Below are 14,377 nucleotides of genomic sequence, written 5' to 3'. Positions count from 1 at the left end.
TGCCCTCGTTTATCCTGTCTAAACTCTCAAATGGCGCTGAATCGTCACAAAGCTTACTAAAAGTCCGATTCCGACGCCTAACATTAAAGCTCCCCCTGTCATATAGGGGAATATGGTTCCCAGCGCAAGGGGCTCAACCAGACCTGTGATCATGGAATAATTTTCTTCCAGATACAACATTCCTTTTTCATAGAGAACCCATATGCCCCCAAGAGGCACAAGAGCTCCCAGAAGTCCCAGAAGCAGGCCTTCTACCAGAAAGGGCGCCCGTATCATAAAGTTAGTGGCTCCTATATAGCGCATGATCTCATTTTCCCGCCTGCGGAATGCCGCTGCCACAGAAATAGTATTGCTGATCAAAAAGACAGCTACTGCAAGAAGCACGCCGATGATCAGAGCTGAAATCAGCCCGATCATCTTTCCAACGCTTGTAAATCCTGCTGCCAGGGTACTAGAGTAACGCACCCGGCGCACTCCCTCTATGGACTCCAGACGGTCTGCAACCGACTCCTGATCGGAAATATCATTTAAAAAAATCTCAAAGGAAGCAGAATTTGCCAGAGGATTATCGTTTTCAAACCCTTCGGCCAAATCTTCGGCTCCCTCAAAGTACTGAGCCTTAAATGTATCCCAGGCTTCCTCGGCTGAGGTGTACTCTGCCTGACGCACCTCTTTCCAGCCTTTTATTTCTTCTCCCGCTGCCAGAATTTCATCCTCTGTCATCCCCTCATCGAAAAAGACAGAGATTCCCACCGTTTCCTGGGCTGTCCTGGCGCCATGGATCACATTGGCTGCCAGTGAGAAAAAAAGGCAGAATAAAAAAATACATGCAGAAATCGTCGCTATGGATGCCAGCGAAAACAAAATATTTCTGCATATATTAGCAATGCCCTGTTTCAGGCAATACCAGAATGTACTCATTTTTAATCATTATGCCTTTCCGGCAGACCCATCCGGACGCTTAAGCGCCTCATTTTCTTATCTGGATCCGCCTTCATCCTGAATCACTGCCCCGCGTTCCATGGTAATGACCCGTTTTTTCATCTGCTGCACCATCTCATGGCTGTGTGTCACCACGATCATCGTGGTTCCACGCTGATTGATCTCCTCCAGCAGATGCATAATTTCATGGGCGTTAAAGCTGTCTAAATTGCCTGTAGGCTCATCTGCCAGAAGAACCTCCGGCCGGTTGATCAATGCCCTTGCAATGGCCACGCGCTGCTGCTCTCCTCCGGAAAGCTGAGCCGGATATGCCTTGTATTTGGCAGAAAGCCCCACAAGACGCAGCATCTCGGGCACGGTGTCACGGATCACCCTTCCCGACACGCCGATGACTCTCTGAGCAAATGCAACGTTTTCAAAGACAGTAAGGTCTTTCAGGAGACGGAAATCCTGAAAGACCACACCTAATTTTCTCCGGTATTTCGGAACATATCTTCGGGGCATCTTCCCCAGATCCATATCATTGACCACAATCCGCCCGGAAGTAGGCTCAAGCTCCTTTAAAAGGAGCTTTAAAAGCGTACTCTTTCCGGAGCCGCTTCGTCCTACGATAAAGGCAAATTCTCCGTCATCTATGGTCAGGCTCAGATCCTTCACAGCCCGGTTTCCCTCGCTGTAGACCTTGTTCACATGACTGAGTTCTATCATTTCCCCGACCTCATTTTAATAATCCAGGCTTTCCATATACTTCATGTATTTGGCTACCATAAGCGCGATCTTAAAGGTAATGGCATCCTCAAATACGCGAAGATCCAGTCCGGTGCTCTTCTGCAGCTTATCCAGACGGTAAACCAGGGTATTTCTGTGGATATACAGCTGTCTGGAAGTCTCGGATACGTTCAGGCTGTTCTCAAAGAACTTGTTGATCGTAGCCAGGGTCTCCTCGTCAAACTCATCCGGTGACTTGCCGTCAAATACCTCGCGGATAAACATCTTGCACAGCGGGATGGGAAGCTGATAGATCAGACGGCCGATACCCAGATTGCTGTAAGCGATTACATTTTTGTTTGCATAGAAGATGCGGCCTACATCCAGAGCCATCTTGGCCTCCTTGTAGGAACGTGACACTTCCTTAATATCATTGATTACCGTACCATAGGATACGCGAACCTTTGTCATAGCCTCCGTATTCATCATATCCAAAATTGTGTTGGCAGTCTTGTCCAGCTCTCCGTAAGACTCTCCCTGACGAACCTCTTTTACAAGGATAATATTCTTCTCATCCACTGCTGTAATGAAGTCCTTTGTCTTGGATGCAAAAAGGCTGCGCACGGTCTCAAGAGCATTTACATCCTTTTCATTGTGTGTTTCAATGATAAATACCACGCGCTTCACATCTGTTTCAATATGAAGCTTCTTGGCACGGTTATAGATATCTACTAACAGCAGATTGTCAAGGAGCAGGTTCTTGATAAAGTTGTCCTTATCAAAGCGCTCCTTATAGGCCACCAGAAGGTTCTGGATCTGGAATGCAGCCAGCTTTCCTACCATATATACATCATCGCTGGCTCCCTTTGCAAGCAGGATATACTCAAGCTGATGCTCGTCAAATACCTTAAAGAACTGGTATCCCTGGATCACCTGGCTGTCTGCCGGAGAATCCACAAATACCAGGATCGAACTTTCTGACTCTTCCGCGTCTGTAAAGGTGGATGCCAGCACCTTTCCTTCTGTGTCGCAAATACCTAAATCAATTCTTGTGATTGCTTTTAATCCATCCAGTGTAGTCTGGAGTATCTGATTTGAAATCATTCCATACTCTCCTTTTTGACGTATTTCAAAAGTTTCCACTTTCTCTATTTTCATATTTTAATGCAAAATTACAAAAAAAGCAAGAGAGTTGTCACCTCTCCTGCCTTTTTTTACAATCAGATTTTTTCATTTATGAAATCTGCTGCCCTATTAGTTGATGATTACCTTCTCTGTTTCCTTATCGAAGATATGTACCTTATCCAGATCCATAGCAACCTTGATGGAATCGCCAGGTCTTGCAGTCGTACGAGGATTTACCTTTGCAGTAAAGTTAGCATCATCGATATCGAAGTACAGAAGAACCTCAGAACCTAACATCTCGTATACACGGATCTCAGCCTGGAAAATGCTCTTTGGATTTGCCTCAAGGAATGCTTCCTCATCATGCAGATCCTCTGGACGGATACCCAGAGTAACGGTCTTTCCAATGTAGCCGCCCTCTTCTAAGCCCTTGCCCTTTGCAGCAGGAAGCGCTACTGTGTGACCGCCGAAGGATAAGGTAATGTCAGAACCAGCCTTTGCAACCTGAGCATCGATCATGTTCATCTGAGGAGCGCCGATGAAACCTGCAACGAACTTGTTGCATGGTCTGTCATACAGATTCTGAGGGCTGTCTACCTGCTGTACCACGCCGTCCTTCATAACAACGATTCTGGTACCCAGTGTCATAGCCTCGGTCTGGTCATGTGTAACGTAGATAATCGTTGTTTCCAGTCTCTGATGCAGCTTGGAAATCTCAACACGCATCTGTCCTCTTAACTTTGCATCCAGGTTGGACAGAGGCTCATCCATCAGGAATACCTTAGGACTGCGGACAATCGCACGACCCATAGCTACTCGCTGTCTCTGACCGCCGGACAGAGCCTTTGGCTTACGGTCTAACAGATGCTCCAGATCCAGGATCTTGGCTGCATCATGAACCTTCTTATCGATCTCATCCTTTGGAGTCTTTCTTAACTTCAGGCCGAATGCCATGTTGTCATATACGGACATATGAGGATACAGAGCGTAGTTCTGGAATACCATCGCGATATCTCTGTCCTTTGGCTCAACGTCATTTACCAGCTTGCCGTCGATGTACAGCTCACCAGAGGAAATATCCTCCAGACCTGCGATCATACGAAGGGTAGTGGACTTACCGCAGCCGGACGGACCTACGAAGATGATAAATTCCTTATCTGCAATCTCAAGGTTAAAGTCCTTAACAGCAACGAAACCGTTGGGGTACTTCTTGGTAACATTTCTAAGGGATAAGCTTGCCATATTATAATTTCCTCCTGAATTGGGTTTTTGTAAACTCATTTGCGACTTGCCTATATCATACATGAAAGTCCCTTTTTAATCCATATTGTAAATCCACAAAGTTCAATTTTGTGTTTTAGCTAAATTGTATATCGAATAAAAAAAATATCCAATCTGTCAACACATTCCAATATTTTCTGAAAAAATTTTGTTTATTATGTTATCCTGTCTTCCTTCTCGATAAACCCTTCCCCGAAAACTTCACGAGCGTCGCTGACAACAAAAAACGCATGCGGATCAAACTCACGCACAATTGACTTGATTTTTACAATTTCCTTGGGAGAAACCACGCAAAACAGCAGGTTTTTCTCTTCTTTTGAATACATACCCACTGCTTTTATGCTGGTAACTCCTCTTCCCAGGCGTTCCATCACCGCTTCCGCAATCTCTTTGTCCTGTTTTGAAATGATCCAGGCCTCTTTTGAAAACTTCATTCCTTCGATCAGGCGATCCGTAACTCTGGATACGCAGACAATGGCGATCATCGCATATAAAGAAGGCCTGATCCCGAACACAAGAGCGCCGGCTGCTACAATACCTCCGTCCAAAACCTGCATGATCTGTGCCGATGAATAGTGGCGCAGCCTTCCCCGGATCAGCACGGCCAGCATATCCGTTCCGCCTGTGGTACAGCCTCCAAGGAATACAAGCCCTGTCCCCACGCCGCTGAGAACACCGCCAAAAAGAGCCGATAAAATCATATCTTCCTTCACAAGTCCCATCTCCGGAAGCACATACAAAGCCGCAGACAGCATGGCCGTGGAGTACAAAGTGCGTCCGATAAACTGCCAGCCCATCATACGAAAGGCAGCCAAAAACAGTGGGATATTCAAAACCGTATTAGTCAGCCACAGAGGAACCTGCCAGAGTTCTTTTAAAATAATGGCCGCGCCCGAAACGCCTCCGGTTACCATGCTCACAGGATCAAAAATATTTTTAATAGCAAACGCGATAAGGATCGTTCCTACGGTAATTGCAAGATAATCCCGGATCTGCTGTTTCTTTTCTGTCATAACCAAACCTCCTTCTGTCCGGACTTTCTGTAAAAAAAGAGCAGCCCTTTTAGAACTGCCCTGTAATCTCCACCCTGTGATCGTTTGATCCTGGTATCCTGTAAACACACATCAATCAGATCCGGCGGATGGTCTTTTCTGTAATCTCTATCTTTCCTTCCTTTAAAAGGCGGCCCACGGCACGCTTAAAGGCATTTTTACTCATGTTAAACTCCCTGAGAATCGTTTCAGGACGCGCCTTGTCATTAAAAGGGAGAACTCCGTCAAATTCGTCAATGACCTTTAAAACCTGCTCTGCATCTGCTCCCATCTGGACATAGGCTCTTTCCCTTACGCACAGATCCAGTTTGCCGTCCTCACGAACCCTCATGACTCTGGCTTTTATCTGATCGCCTTCTCTGAAACGGCCGTACATCTCTATTTTGGGGATCAAACCATAATACCGGTTGTCCACTGCTACAAAGGCTCCGATCTGTTCGTTGATCTCATAGATCGTACCTTCCACCCAATCCTCTGCCTTATAAGGAGACTGATTGCTCATATGGGAATATACCTTCATGGTAGCTGCCAGACGGCTGCTCTTGTCCACATAAAGGCAGACCAGGCATTTTTCTCCCCGACGCACCGGATGGCTCTGCTCTTTAAAGGGAAGAAGCAGATCCTTTTCCAGTCCCATATCCAAAAATGCTCCTATCTTTCCTACATCCTTTACCTCCAAAATGGCACATTCCCCCACCTGAAGCTTCGGTCTGGCTGTGGTAGAGATCAAGCGATCCGAGGAATCCTTGTATACAAAAACCTCCACCTTATCTCCGATCTGCGCTCCCTGGGGAACCTGTTTCTTCGGAAGAAGGACTGCTGCCTCATCTCCTGCTTTTTCGCTTAAGTATACGCCGAATTCCTTTGTCCTGACGATCTCAAGCTCCTGTACTTTTCCTAATTCTATCATATGTCTGCTCCTCTTTTACTGTCCCGGCTGCTCCTGTCCTCCAAGCCATACCGCTGCATAAAGCTCTCCCGTTTCATTTACAAGGGCCACAGTCCACTGGCCCTGGCCTGCCGGCGTGATTCTGGGAATCACCGTATCGCCCAGACGAGCTGCCTTTTTATAGTCTGCCCGGATTTCACGGATCTTAAGCCCCACAGGGATGGCATCCTTTGCAATCTCCACATACTGGGAATTATTTACATGATGATTGGTGTCAAGATGATGACGACCGATCACTACAGCTGCTGCTGTTTCGTATTTCTCCGGAATGAGAATCTTTCTGGGTGCTTCTCCCAGATCCTGAGACGGCTGCGGTATTCCGTAAGGAAGGATATCTTCTGGCTGGATACGCACCGGCATATTTTTTTCTGTATCATAGAAAAACCAGAGAGAATTTGCCCGGACCAGAGGGTTATTTTCCTGATCCAGCAGCACAAAATCACGATACCCGTAAAACCCTTTGCTGCCGCAGTGCCAGGTTCCCGCAGTAATCTCCTCCCCCAGCTTCGGATAACGGTCAATCACGATCCGCCAGCCTGAAAGAAGCCATGCGCGATGATGCTCCTTCAGATAGCTTATTCCCATTCTGCCATCCTCTGACTGAAAGGTACTGCAATCCTGCATATAATTGATAATTCCCGGTACGCTCAGCCGTCCTGTTTCATCTGTTTCACTGTACCGGATCCTGCTCTTAAACTGATACATAGCTGCCTCTCTCTGCTTTAGGCCCTCAGGCCAAATCTCCTGTTCTGTAAGTATATCATACTTTCAGGCAAAACAAAAGCCTCCAAATGCATCTGCATCTAAAGGCTTTTTAACTGGGCTACAAGGATTCGAACCTTGAAAATGACGGAGTCAGAGTCCGTTGCCTTACCATTTGGCGATAGCCCACTATTTAATTATGTAGAGACGCCATATGCTTCTCAACTGGGCTACAAGGATTCGAACCTTGAAAATGACGGAGTCAGAGTCCGTTGCCTTACCATTTGGCGATAGCCCATTATTCTTTGCCGCATCCGCAGCTGCGAAAATCATTATACACAGAATAACAAATTTCGTCAAGCACTTTTTATAAAAATGCTTTAGCTGGGCTACAAGGATTCGAACCTTGAAAATGACGGAGTCAGAGTCCGTTGCCTTACCATTTGGCGATAGCCCATCAATACAACGCTATATATTATATATCAGCTATAGAGTCACGTCAAGTATTTTTTTTATTTTTGCAGGATTTTTTGAAGCTTTTTCATGGAGCGGTTGTATTTTGACAGCTCTGTAGCCAGAGGAAGGCCCAAAGCTGAAGCCACTTCCCTGTGTTTTAAGCCTGCTGCCGCATGAAGAAGCACGATCTGCCGATCCTCTTCCCTTAAGGCAGCCAGAGCATCAGACAAAACCTTACGTTCCGGCGCCTGTTCCAATGCCGCGTATACCTCCCCCTCTTCCTCTTTATCCCATTCAGAAAGCTCCGTTTCCCTCCTGCGCTGTCTGAATCTCATGTAGCACAGATGTCTGGCTATGGTAAACACCCAGGCCAGGGGCTTTCCCTGCGGTTCATAGTCCTCTGCCCTGTCCCATACGCATAAGAAGGTATCCTGCATCAGATCCTCTGCCTCATGGACATCCCTTGTGAGAGACAGGATAAAGCTGTATACCGGCCCCGCAGCCTCTTTATAAAAATCGCGGAAGGTATCCCTGTCTCCCTCCGCGATCTTCTGTATCCATTCCTCTTTCATCAATGGTATCCCCTTTCAGGGATCAGCTTTTTATGAAACCCTACTTTACTCCTTCTTCTGAACGGTAGCTGTTTTCTACTGTAATAGCACAACGGCAGTCCGGATCTCTCCGGCGCATTTCATTGCTGATCCTTGTTCTCAGTTTTCCCACTGCACCATCTTTATATTCTCTTGGAATCACCAGATCAAAAATCAGACAGACATTTTTATCCTTCCCTACCATGCGGAAATCATGGAAGGACAGACGTACATCCACATCTGCCAAAACATTTTCCAGCATTTTCCTGTATGTATTTAACCGCTCATTATCTGTTTCTACCGGATCCATATGGATTACCAGCAAAAGTCCCATTTTCCGGGCGGCTTCCCTCTCAATCCGGTCTACGATCGCATGGGATTCTGCAATTTCCGCGCCCGCTGAAACCTCTGCGTGAATAGAGGCCATGCTTTTGGATGGACCGTAGTTGTGAACAATGAGATCATGGGTACCCAAAATACCGTCAAACCCTTCTACAAAGCTGGATATTTCCTCATAGACCTCAGGAGGAATGGCTTCTCCGATCAAAGGCGCCAGCGTATCCTTTGCAATATTGTAGCCTGCAAAAAGCACTGCTGCTGACACCATAAGACCTGTAATGCCATCAATATTTACATTCCAGAGGCCAAATACCAGAAGAGACAGGGCTGCTGCTCCCGTTGTGACCACATCTCCCATTGCGTCTGCAGCTGTGGCAAGCATCACCTTTGAATTGATCCGCTTTCCCAGCTTCCGGTTAAACGCGGAAAGCCAGAATTTCACGCAGATTGATAAAATCAGAATCACTACCGAAATCCATTTAAAGGTCATAGGCTCCGGGTGAAGGATCTTTCCCACAGATGTTTTAAACAGAGAAAAGCCCACCTGGATGACCAGAAATGCCACGATAAAAGCAGAAATATATTCAATTCTTCCGTGTCCAAAGGGGTGATCCGCATCGGCCGGCTTACCTGCCATCTTCACGCCGATAAAGCCGATGATGGAGGAGGCCGCATCGGACAGGTTGTTAAATGCATCTGCCATAACAGAAACGCTGTTTACCAGAAGCCCGATAAAAAGCTTGGCTCCAAAGAGAAGAAGATTGCAGAAGATTCCTACGATACTCGCTAAAATGCCGTAGGAAGTCCGCACCTCATCTTTTTCCGTATTTTCATATCCTTTTACAAAATGTTTTACCAGAAATTCTGTCATTTTCCCTCACCATATTCAACCTTTTCCAGAAAAAGCCCCTGAGCCGGAGCCGTAAACCCTGCTGCCTGGCGGTTCAGGGCTTCCAGAACGGCCTTCATCTGCTCAGGCTCTCTCTTTCCCAGCCCTGCTTCGATGAGCGTTCCTGTAAGAATCCGAACCATCTGCTGCAAAAAGCCATTTCCTGTATAGCGGATATGCAGGCGGCTCTCTCCCGCTGCTTCAAATTCAATGGAGTCTATCCGGCGGACGGTTGATTTTTTCATCCGGCTGTTGCCGCAAAAACTCTTAAAATCATGGGTTCCGATAAGAAACGCTGCCGCTTCTTCCATTTTTTTCTGATCCAGCCTGCAACCAAGACCATAATAATAATCTCTTTGAAATACGTTCTTTTTAGGGCTCATCTCAATCTGGTAACGGTACGTCTTTCTCGCTGCGCTTAAACGGCTGTGAAAGCGTTCCGGTACTGCCTCACAGGAAAGAACCGCAATATCCTCAGGAAGGTAGGTGTTGATATATTCCAGAATCTGTAAACTTTTGTCTTCATATTCTTCTGTCTGCTTTAAATGGAAATTTGCTGTCTGACCTTCCGCATGAACACCCCTGTCCGTGCGCCCGGAGCCGAAAACCTCTATGGGTCTGCCTGCCATCCTGGTAAGAATCTGCTCTAATTTTCCCTGAATGGTCCGGTCTGTATTTCCCTGCTTCTGCCAGCCATTGTACCGGGTACCGTCATAGGCCAGAATCATCTTGTAATTCATCTGCTCTGTCCTTTCTAACTATTAAGTATCCCGCCTATTATAGTACAAAAAACCGGCTATTACAACTTTATTTTAACAGTGCAAATTCCAGATCCCCGATCATCTGATCCAGAGCACGGATACCGCCCTCTGCGGTATACCATACAGCCGGATTGGACAGATAAATCAGATTTCCATTCCGATACGCTTCTGTTCCCATTATCAGCTCATTTTCCATAATCTCCTGTGCAAGCTTCGCGCCCTCTGTTCCCACTGCAGCATCCCGATCCAGTACAAACACATAATCCGGCTCCTTTTCCACAACAAACTCAAAGGATGCTTCATTTCCATGAGTTGATGTGTCAATCTCTGCATCAACTCCAATATTCTCAAATCCGGCTTCCCGGCTGATCAGGGAGCATCTGCCGTCATTCCCAAGAACATTAAAACCTCCGCTTGTAACCATCCCCACAATCGCTGTCTTATCCGTTGAAAATCCAGCCAGCGCTGCAAGCCGTTCCTCAAATCCCTCAAGCAACTGGTCTGCCTGCTCCTCCAATCCAAATATGGACGCAATGATCCCGGCATTTTTTCGGACACTTTCCAATGTTCCAAGCTGGGTATCTATGGACAGATACACGACAGGAGCGATCTCGCTTAAAGCATCATAAGACTTTGCCAGTCTGCCGCCTATAAAAATCACATCCGGCTCACTGGCCATCACTGCCTCCATATCCGCCTCCTTAATCGTGCCGAGAGCTGCAACCTGCTCTTTTTCCATATATTTTTCAAGATAATCTAAGGAAGTATCGGAAGCGCCCACTACCCGTTCTTCCAGTCCCAGCTGTTCTAAAATGTCCAGCGCCGCCATATCCATCACAGCAACCCTCTTTGGGTCAAAGGGAACCTCCAAATCCACCTCCTTCTTATCTCCATTTAAGGTTTTAACGGTAACAACCGACGGTTCTGCCTTTGTAACAGCCTCCGTCTGGCTTTGATTTGTCTCATTTGAACCGGAGCAGGCGGAAAGCCCCAGCACCATAACCGCAGCAAGTATCAATAATCCTGTTTTCTTCATTTTCAATTTCTCCTGTTTTCTTTTTTTAATACCAGATTGAAAGAGGTTTTCCCTCAATCTCCATAATCTCAAACTCTACCCTGTACAGTTTTGACAAAGTCTCTTTTGTGATAACCTCTTCTACTTTTCCAAATTTTTCTACTTTTCCATCTGCAAATGCGCAGATATAATCAGAGTAAAAGGCCGCATAATTAATCTCATGAAGCACCAGCACTACTGTTTTTCCCAGCTCATCACAGAGACGGCGCACCATTTTCATCAGATTCGTGGCATGGTAAATATCCAGGTTGTTAGTGGGTTCGTCCAACAGAATATATTCTGTATCCTGAGCAATTACCATGGCAATATAGGCTCTCTGGCGCTGGCCTCCGGACAGCTCATCTATGAACCGCTCCCTGAAGGCCTCCAGTTCCATATAGGAAATCGCCCGGTCAATTATCCGTTTATCCTCATCCGTCAAACGGCCTCCGGAATAGGGAAAACGCCCAAATGCCACCAGCTCTTCTACGGTAAGTTTCATCTGGATCTGGTTGCTCTGGGTCAGGATTGCAAGCCGTCTGGACAACTCCCTGCTCCTCCAGCCTTTGATATCCTTCCCCTCAAACTCGATCAGCCCGCTGTCTCTCTGAAGCAGTCTGGAAATCATTCCCATAACCGTAGATTTGCCTGCTCCGTTCGGGCCGATAAAGGAAGTTACCTTTCCCCTAGGGATCTGAAAGCTGACCGAATCCACCACTGTTTTTCCATCATATTTTTTAATCAGTTCTCTAATTCTCACAGGCCGCGACGCCTCCTTTCAGTAAGCAGCAGATATAGAAAATAAATGCCGCCAAAAAATGTAATAAAAACACTTACCGGTACTGTATAGGTAAATACCTGCTCCACGATCAGCTGCCCGCCCACCAGGATGATGATCCCAAAAAATACGGAGCCTAAAATCAACTGGCTGTGGCGGTAAGTCTTTAGAAGCTGACGGGAAAGATTCGCAAGAATCAGTCCTAAAAAGGAAACCGGTCCTACCATGGCCGTAGCCACTGCGATAAATAATGCCACTCCAAGAAGCAGACGACGGATGCATCTGTCATAATCTACCCCCAGATTAACTGCCTGATCCTTTCCCAATGTGATCACATCCAGAAGTGCTAACTCCTTCCTCAGAGCAAACACCACAAGCGCCAGCACTAAAGCCGCAATGAGCATAATTTCAGAATTTACATTTGCAAAGCTTGCTACCAGATCTGCAAGAAGGCTGTCATACTCATTGGGGTCCATAATCCGCGTAAGTGCAGACTGCACACTGCCGAAAAATGAATTGAGCACAGTACCGATCAGAAGTACATAGAGCACATTATGGCCGGTTTTCCTAAACAGTGTGCTGTAAATCACCGTTGCAGCGGTTCCCATGATCAATAAATCCACTCCAAAGGCTGCCTTTGCATTAACAGCCAGTATACTGCCTGATCCTGCTGCAAAGATAACTGCCGTATGAATCAGCATATAGAGGGAATTCATTCCCAAAAGGCAGGGAGTCACAATGGTATTATTGATAACGGACTGAAATACCAGAGATGCCCCGCCAATGGCAAATGCTGTGATCATCATGGCAAACAGTTTGGGAGCACGAATACGCATGGCATATGCAAACAGCTTCTCATTTTCAAAATCCACATTTACAAGCATATAAAGGGCTGCCGCGCCAAGCGCCAGAACTGCCATAAGGAGCAGCCCGGCCCGGGTTTTATGAGCGTTCTTCTGCATCACTGTATTTTCCTCCCTTTCCCTGCTTCCATAACTCTCATATTTTTTATCTGAGGAAGCTTGAATACAACGGATTTTTTTCCGTACTTCAGCCTGTAAAATATAATGGCAATGAAAAGGATACTTCCTACAATCCCTACAATCAATTCGATTGGAAGTTCATAAGGGGCAATCACGCTTCGCCCAATCATGTCACAGGCCAGAACAAACACGGCTCCAAACAGTGCGGTATCTGTCAGCGTACCTCTGATCCTGTCCCCCTTTATCATGGAAATCACATTGGGAACGATAAGGCCGATATAGGAAATGGAACCGACCACCACTACAATAGAGGCTGTGATCATAGCTGAAATGGTAAGCCCCAGAAACAGGATCAGGTGATAGGGCACACCGAGATTTTCCGAAAAATCACGTCCCATTCCCACAATATTGAAGTGATTGGCAAAAAGAAATGCCAGGATTACCAGCGGGACTGTCAGATAAACGATTTCATACCTTCCTCTTAAAACCATGGAAAAATGTCCCACCAGCCAGGAAGATAATGCCTGTGTCATTTCATATTTATATGCCAGATAGCTGGTCATTCCGGAAATCACATTGTTAAACATAATTCCCACCAGCGGAACCATAACCGCATCCTTGAACGGTATCCTCTGAATAAACCAGACAAAAATCCAGGTGCCTGCCAACGCTGCTCCGAATGCAAACAGCGCCCGTCCCCAAAGTATAGAACCTGGCATAAACAAAAGTGCCAGAAGGATGCCAAACTGCGCTGATGAAATAGTAGCTCCTGTGGTAGGAGATACAAATTTATTCATACAAAGCTGCTGCATCATCAGCCCTGCTACGCTCATTCCCACACCTGTGCAGAGAATCGCAAGAAGGCGGGGAAGACGGGAAATCAGTAAAATCTCAAGCTGCTCTGCCCCTCCCGTAATCAAATGGGATGGCGTAAGATCAATTACTCCAATGAACAAAGATGCCGCAGACAGGCATAAAAGAGCCAGGGCCAGAATCACCGTTAAAAATCGACTATTAATAGTAGTACCTCCTTTTTCAGTTAGTTCTATCTAACTTTTGAATAAAATAAAATGTGTATCTGCTGCTGACCTTTTAAAGTATCGCAGTCGATGCACATGAGCACGATTAGAATACACTAACTTTTATTTTTTGTCAAGAATTATCTTGCAGAACTCGGCAGCTGTTTTCCAAATGCCTATAGCTTTCCTTTGTACATGGGTGTTCTTACTTCAATCAGATTTCCATCCAAGTCATAAAACCGCACCATCTTCTGTCCCCAGCTGTACTCTGTAAGCCGATTGACATACTGAATCGACGGATATTGTGTTTCCAATTTACAGATAAAAGCTTCTATCTCCGGCTCTTCAAAATACAACTCGCAGAAATTATTTTCAGGAATAATCTCCTTTCCCAGAGCTTCTCTCCAGATTTTTTCATCCTGAAGCACAAGGCCTTCCGTTAAAATCATATTTCCTTCACTATTAAGCACGGTCTGAAGGCCAAAGAGTTCGTGATAAAATTGCCTTGATTTTTCGATATCTTTTACTGCAAGAAGAATGTTCCTTAGCTTCATGGTCGATCTTCCTTTCTTCCTGTCTACAACTGTCTACCAATTTTCAGAGAATGCAAAATGGCTGAAATTCTTGAAAAATCAAGCAATTCCAGCCAATAAAAAGAGCGCGAGACGGGATTCGAACCCGCGGCCCCCACCTTGGCAAGGTGGTGCTCCACCACTGAGCCACTCGCGCATTTAGTACATTTCACATAT

General features: G+C 46.1%; 15 protein-coding genes and 4 tRNA genes. All 19 read right to left on the bottom strand.

What is annotated here, in order from left to right; translation table 11 throughout:
* Positions 1 to 18 precede the first annotated feature (18 nt).
* Positions 19 to 921 (bottom strand): cell division protein FtsX, encoded by a 903-nt coding sequence (locus WKT10_RS13415; protein ID WP_340277730.1) that lies wholly within the window; start codon positions 919 to 921, stop codon positions 19 to 21.
* A 57-nt stretch (positions 922 to 978) separates the two neighbouring features.
* Entirely contained in the window at positions 979 to 1,650 is a 672-nt protein-coding gene (ftsE, locus tag WKT10_RS13410) for a cell division ATP-binding protein FtsE (protein WP_340277728.1), read from the bottom strand.
* Positions 1,651 to 1,665: 15 nt separating this feature from the next.
* Entirely contained in the window at positions 1,666 to 2,754 is a 1,089-nt protein-coding gene (locus WKT10_RS13405) for a PucR family transcriptional regulator (protein WP_066549897.1), read from the bottom strand.
* Positions 2,755 to 2,904: 150 nt separating this feature from the next.
* A complete protein-coding gene (locus WKT10_RS13400) occupies positions 2,905 to 4,017 on the bottom strand; it encodes an ABC transporter ATP-binding protein (protein ID WP_066549900.1) in 1,113 nt (370 codons plus the stop codon).
* A 194-nt stretch (positions 4,018 to 4,211) separates the two neighbouring features.
* Complete coding sequence (locus WKT10_RS13395) at positions 4,212 to 5,069, bottom strand: YitT family protein (protein ID WP_066549907.1); 858 nt, start codon at positions 5,067 to 5,069, stop codon at positions 4,212 to 4,214.
* Positions 5,070 to 5,184: 115 nt separating this feature from the next.
* Positions 5,185 to 6,018: a CvfB family protein gene (locus WKT10_RS13390; RefSeq protein ID WP_066549914.1), complete on the bottom strand. Its 834-nt coding sequence runs from the start codon at positions 6,016 to 6,018 to the stop codon at positions 5,185 to 5,187.
* 15 nt (positions 6,019 to 6,033) lie between these two features.
* Complete coding sequence (locus tag WKT10_RS13385; RefSeq protein WP_066549920.1) at positions 6,034 to 6,762, bottom strand: acyl-[acyl-carrier-protein] thioesterase; 729 nt, start codon at positions 6,760 to 6,762, stop codon at positions 6,034 to 6,036.
* A gap of 113 nt (positions 6,763 to 6,875) precedes the next feature.
* Positions 6,876 to 6,948, bottom strand: a tRNA-Gln gene (locus WKT10_RS13380).
* A gap of 36 nt (positions 6,949 to 6,984) precedes the next feature.
* A tRNA-Gln gene (locus tag WKT10_RS13375) sits at positions 6,985 to 7,057 on the bottom strand.
* Positions 7,058 to 7,143: 86 nt separating this feature from the next.
* Positions 7,144 to 7,216, bottom strand: a tRNA-Gln gene (locus WKT10_RS13370).
* Between the two features lie 55 nt (positions 7,217 to 7,271).
* Entirely contained in the window at positions 7,272 to 7,787 is a 516-nt protein-coding gene (locus WKT10_RS13365) for an RNA polymerase sigma factor (RefSeq protein WP_066549923.1), read from the bottom strand.
* 40 nt (positions 7,788 to 7,827) lie between these two features.
* Positions 7,828 to 9,015, bottom strand: a complete 1,188-nt coding sequence (locus WKT10_RS13360) for a cation diffusion facilitator family transporter (protein ID WP_066549926.1) — start codon at positions 9,013 to 9,015, stop codon at positions 7,828 to 7,830.
* Positions 9,012 to 9,773 (bottom strand): tRNA pseudouridine(38-40) synthase TruA, encoded by a 762-nt coding sequence (gene truA / locus WKT10_RS13355; RefSeq protein ID WP_340277723.1) that lies wholly within the window; start codon positions 9,771 to 9,773, stop codon positions 9,012 to 9,014. The genes WKT10_RS13360 and truA overlap by 4 nt, the downstream gene beginning before the upstream one ends.
* Positions 9,774 to 9,840: 67 nt before the next feature.
* Entirely contained in the window at positions 9,841 to 10,830 is a 990-nt protein-coding gene (locus WKT10_RS13350; protein WP_340277721.1) for a siderophore ABC transporter substrate-binding protein, read from the bottom strand.
* 25 nt (positions 10,831 to 10,855) lie between these two features.
* Positions 10,856 to 11,608 carry an iron ABC transporter ATP-binding protein gene (locus tag WKT10_RS13345; protein WP_178275910.1) on the bottom strand — a complete coding sequence of 251 codons (753 nt, stop codon included), beginning with the start codon at positions 11,606 to 11,608 and terminating at the stop codon, positions 10,856 to 10,858.
* Positions 11,605 to 12,588, bottom strand: a complete 984-nt coding sequence (locus WKT10_RS13340) for an iron chelate uptake ABC transporter family permease subunit (protein WP_340277804.1) — start codon at positions 12,586 to 12,588, stop codon at positions 11,605 to 11,607. Before WKT10_RS13340 ends, WKT10_RS13345 begins: the two co-directional genes overlap by 4 nt.
* A complete protein-coding gene (locus WKT10_RS13335) occupies positions 12,588 to 13,607 on the bottom strand; it encodes an ABC transporter permease (RefSeq protein ID WP_340277718.1) in 1,020 nt (339 codons plus the stop codon). Before WKT10_RS13335 ends, WKT10_RS13340 begins: the two co-directional genes overlap by 1 nt.
* Positions 13,608 to 13,804: 197 nt before the next feature.
* Entirely contained in the window at positions 13,805 to 14,182 is a 378-nt protein-coding gene (locus WKT10_RS13330) for a VOC family protein (protein ID WP_340277717.1), read from the bottom strand.
* Between the two features lie 103 nt (positions 14,183 to 14,285).
* Positions 14,286 to 14,357 (bottom strand) — tRNA-Gly (locus WKT10_RS13325).
* Between the last annotated feature and the right edge of the window lie 20 nt (positions 14,358 to 14,377).

Source organism: Enterocloster sp. HCN-30185, assembly GCF_037890305.1.
In the GTDB taxonomy this organism is placed as follows: domain Bacteria; phylum Bacillota; class Clostridia; order Lachnospirales; family Lachnospiraceae; genus Enterocloster.
Note: the sequence above shows the minus strand (reverse complement) of the source record. Positions and strands in the feature narration are given on the sequence as shown.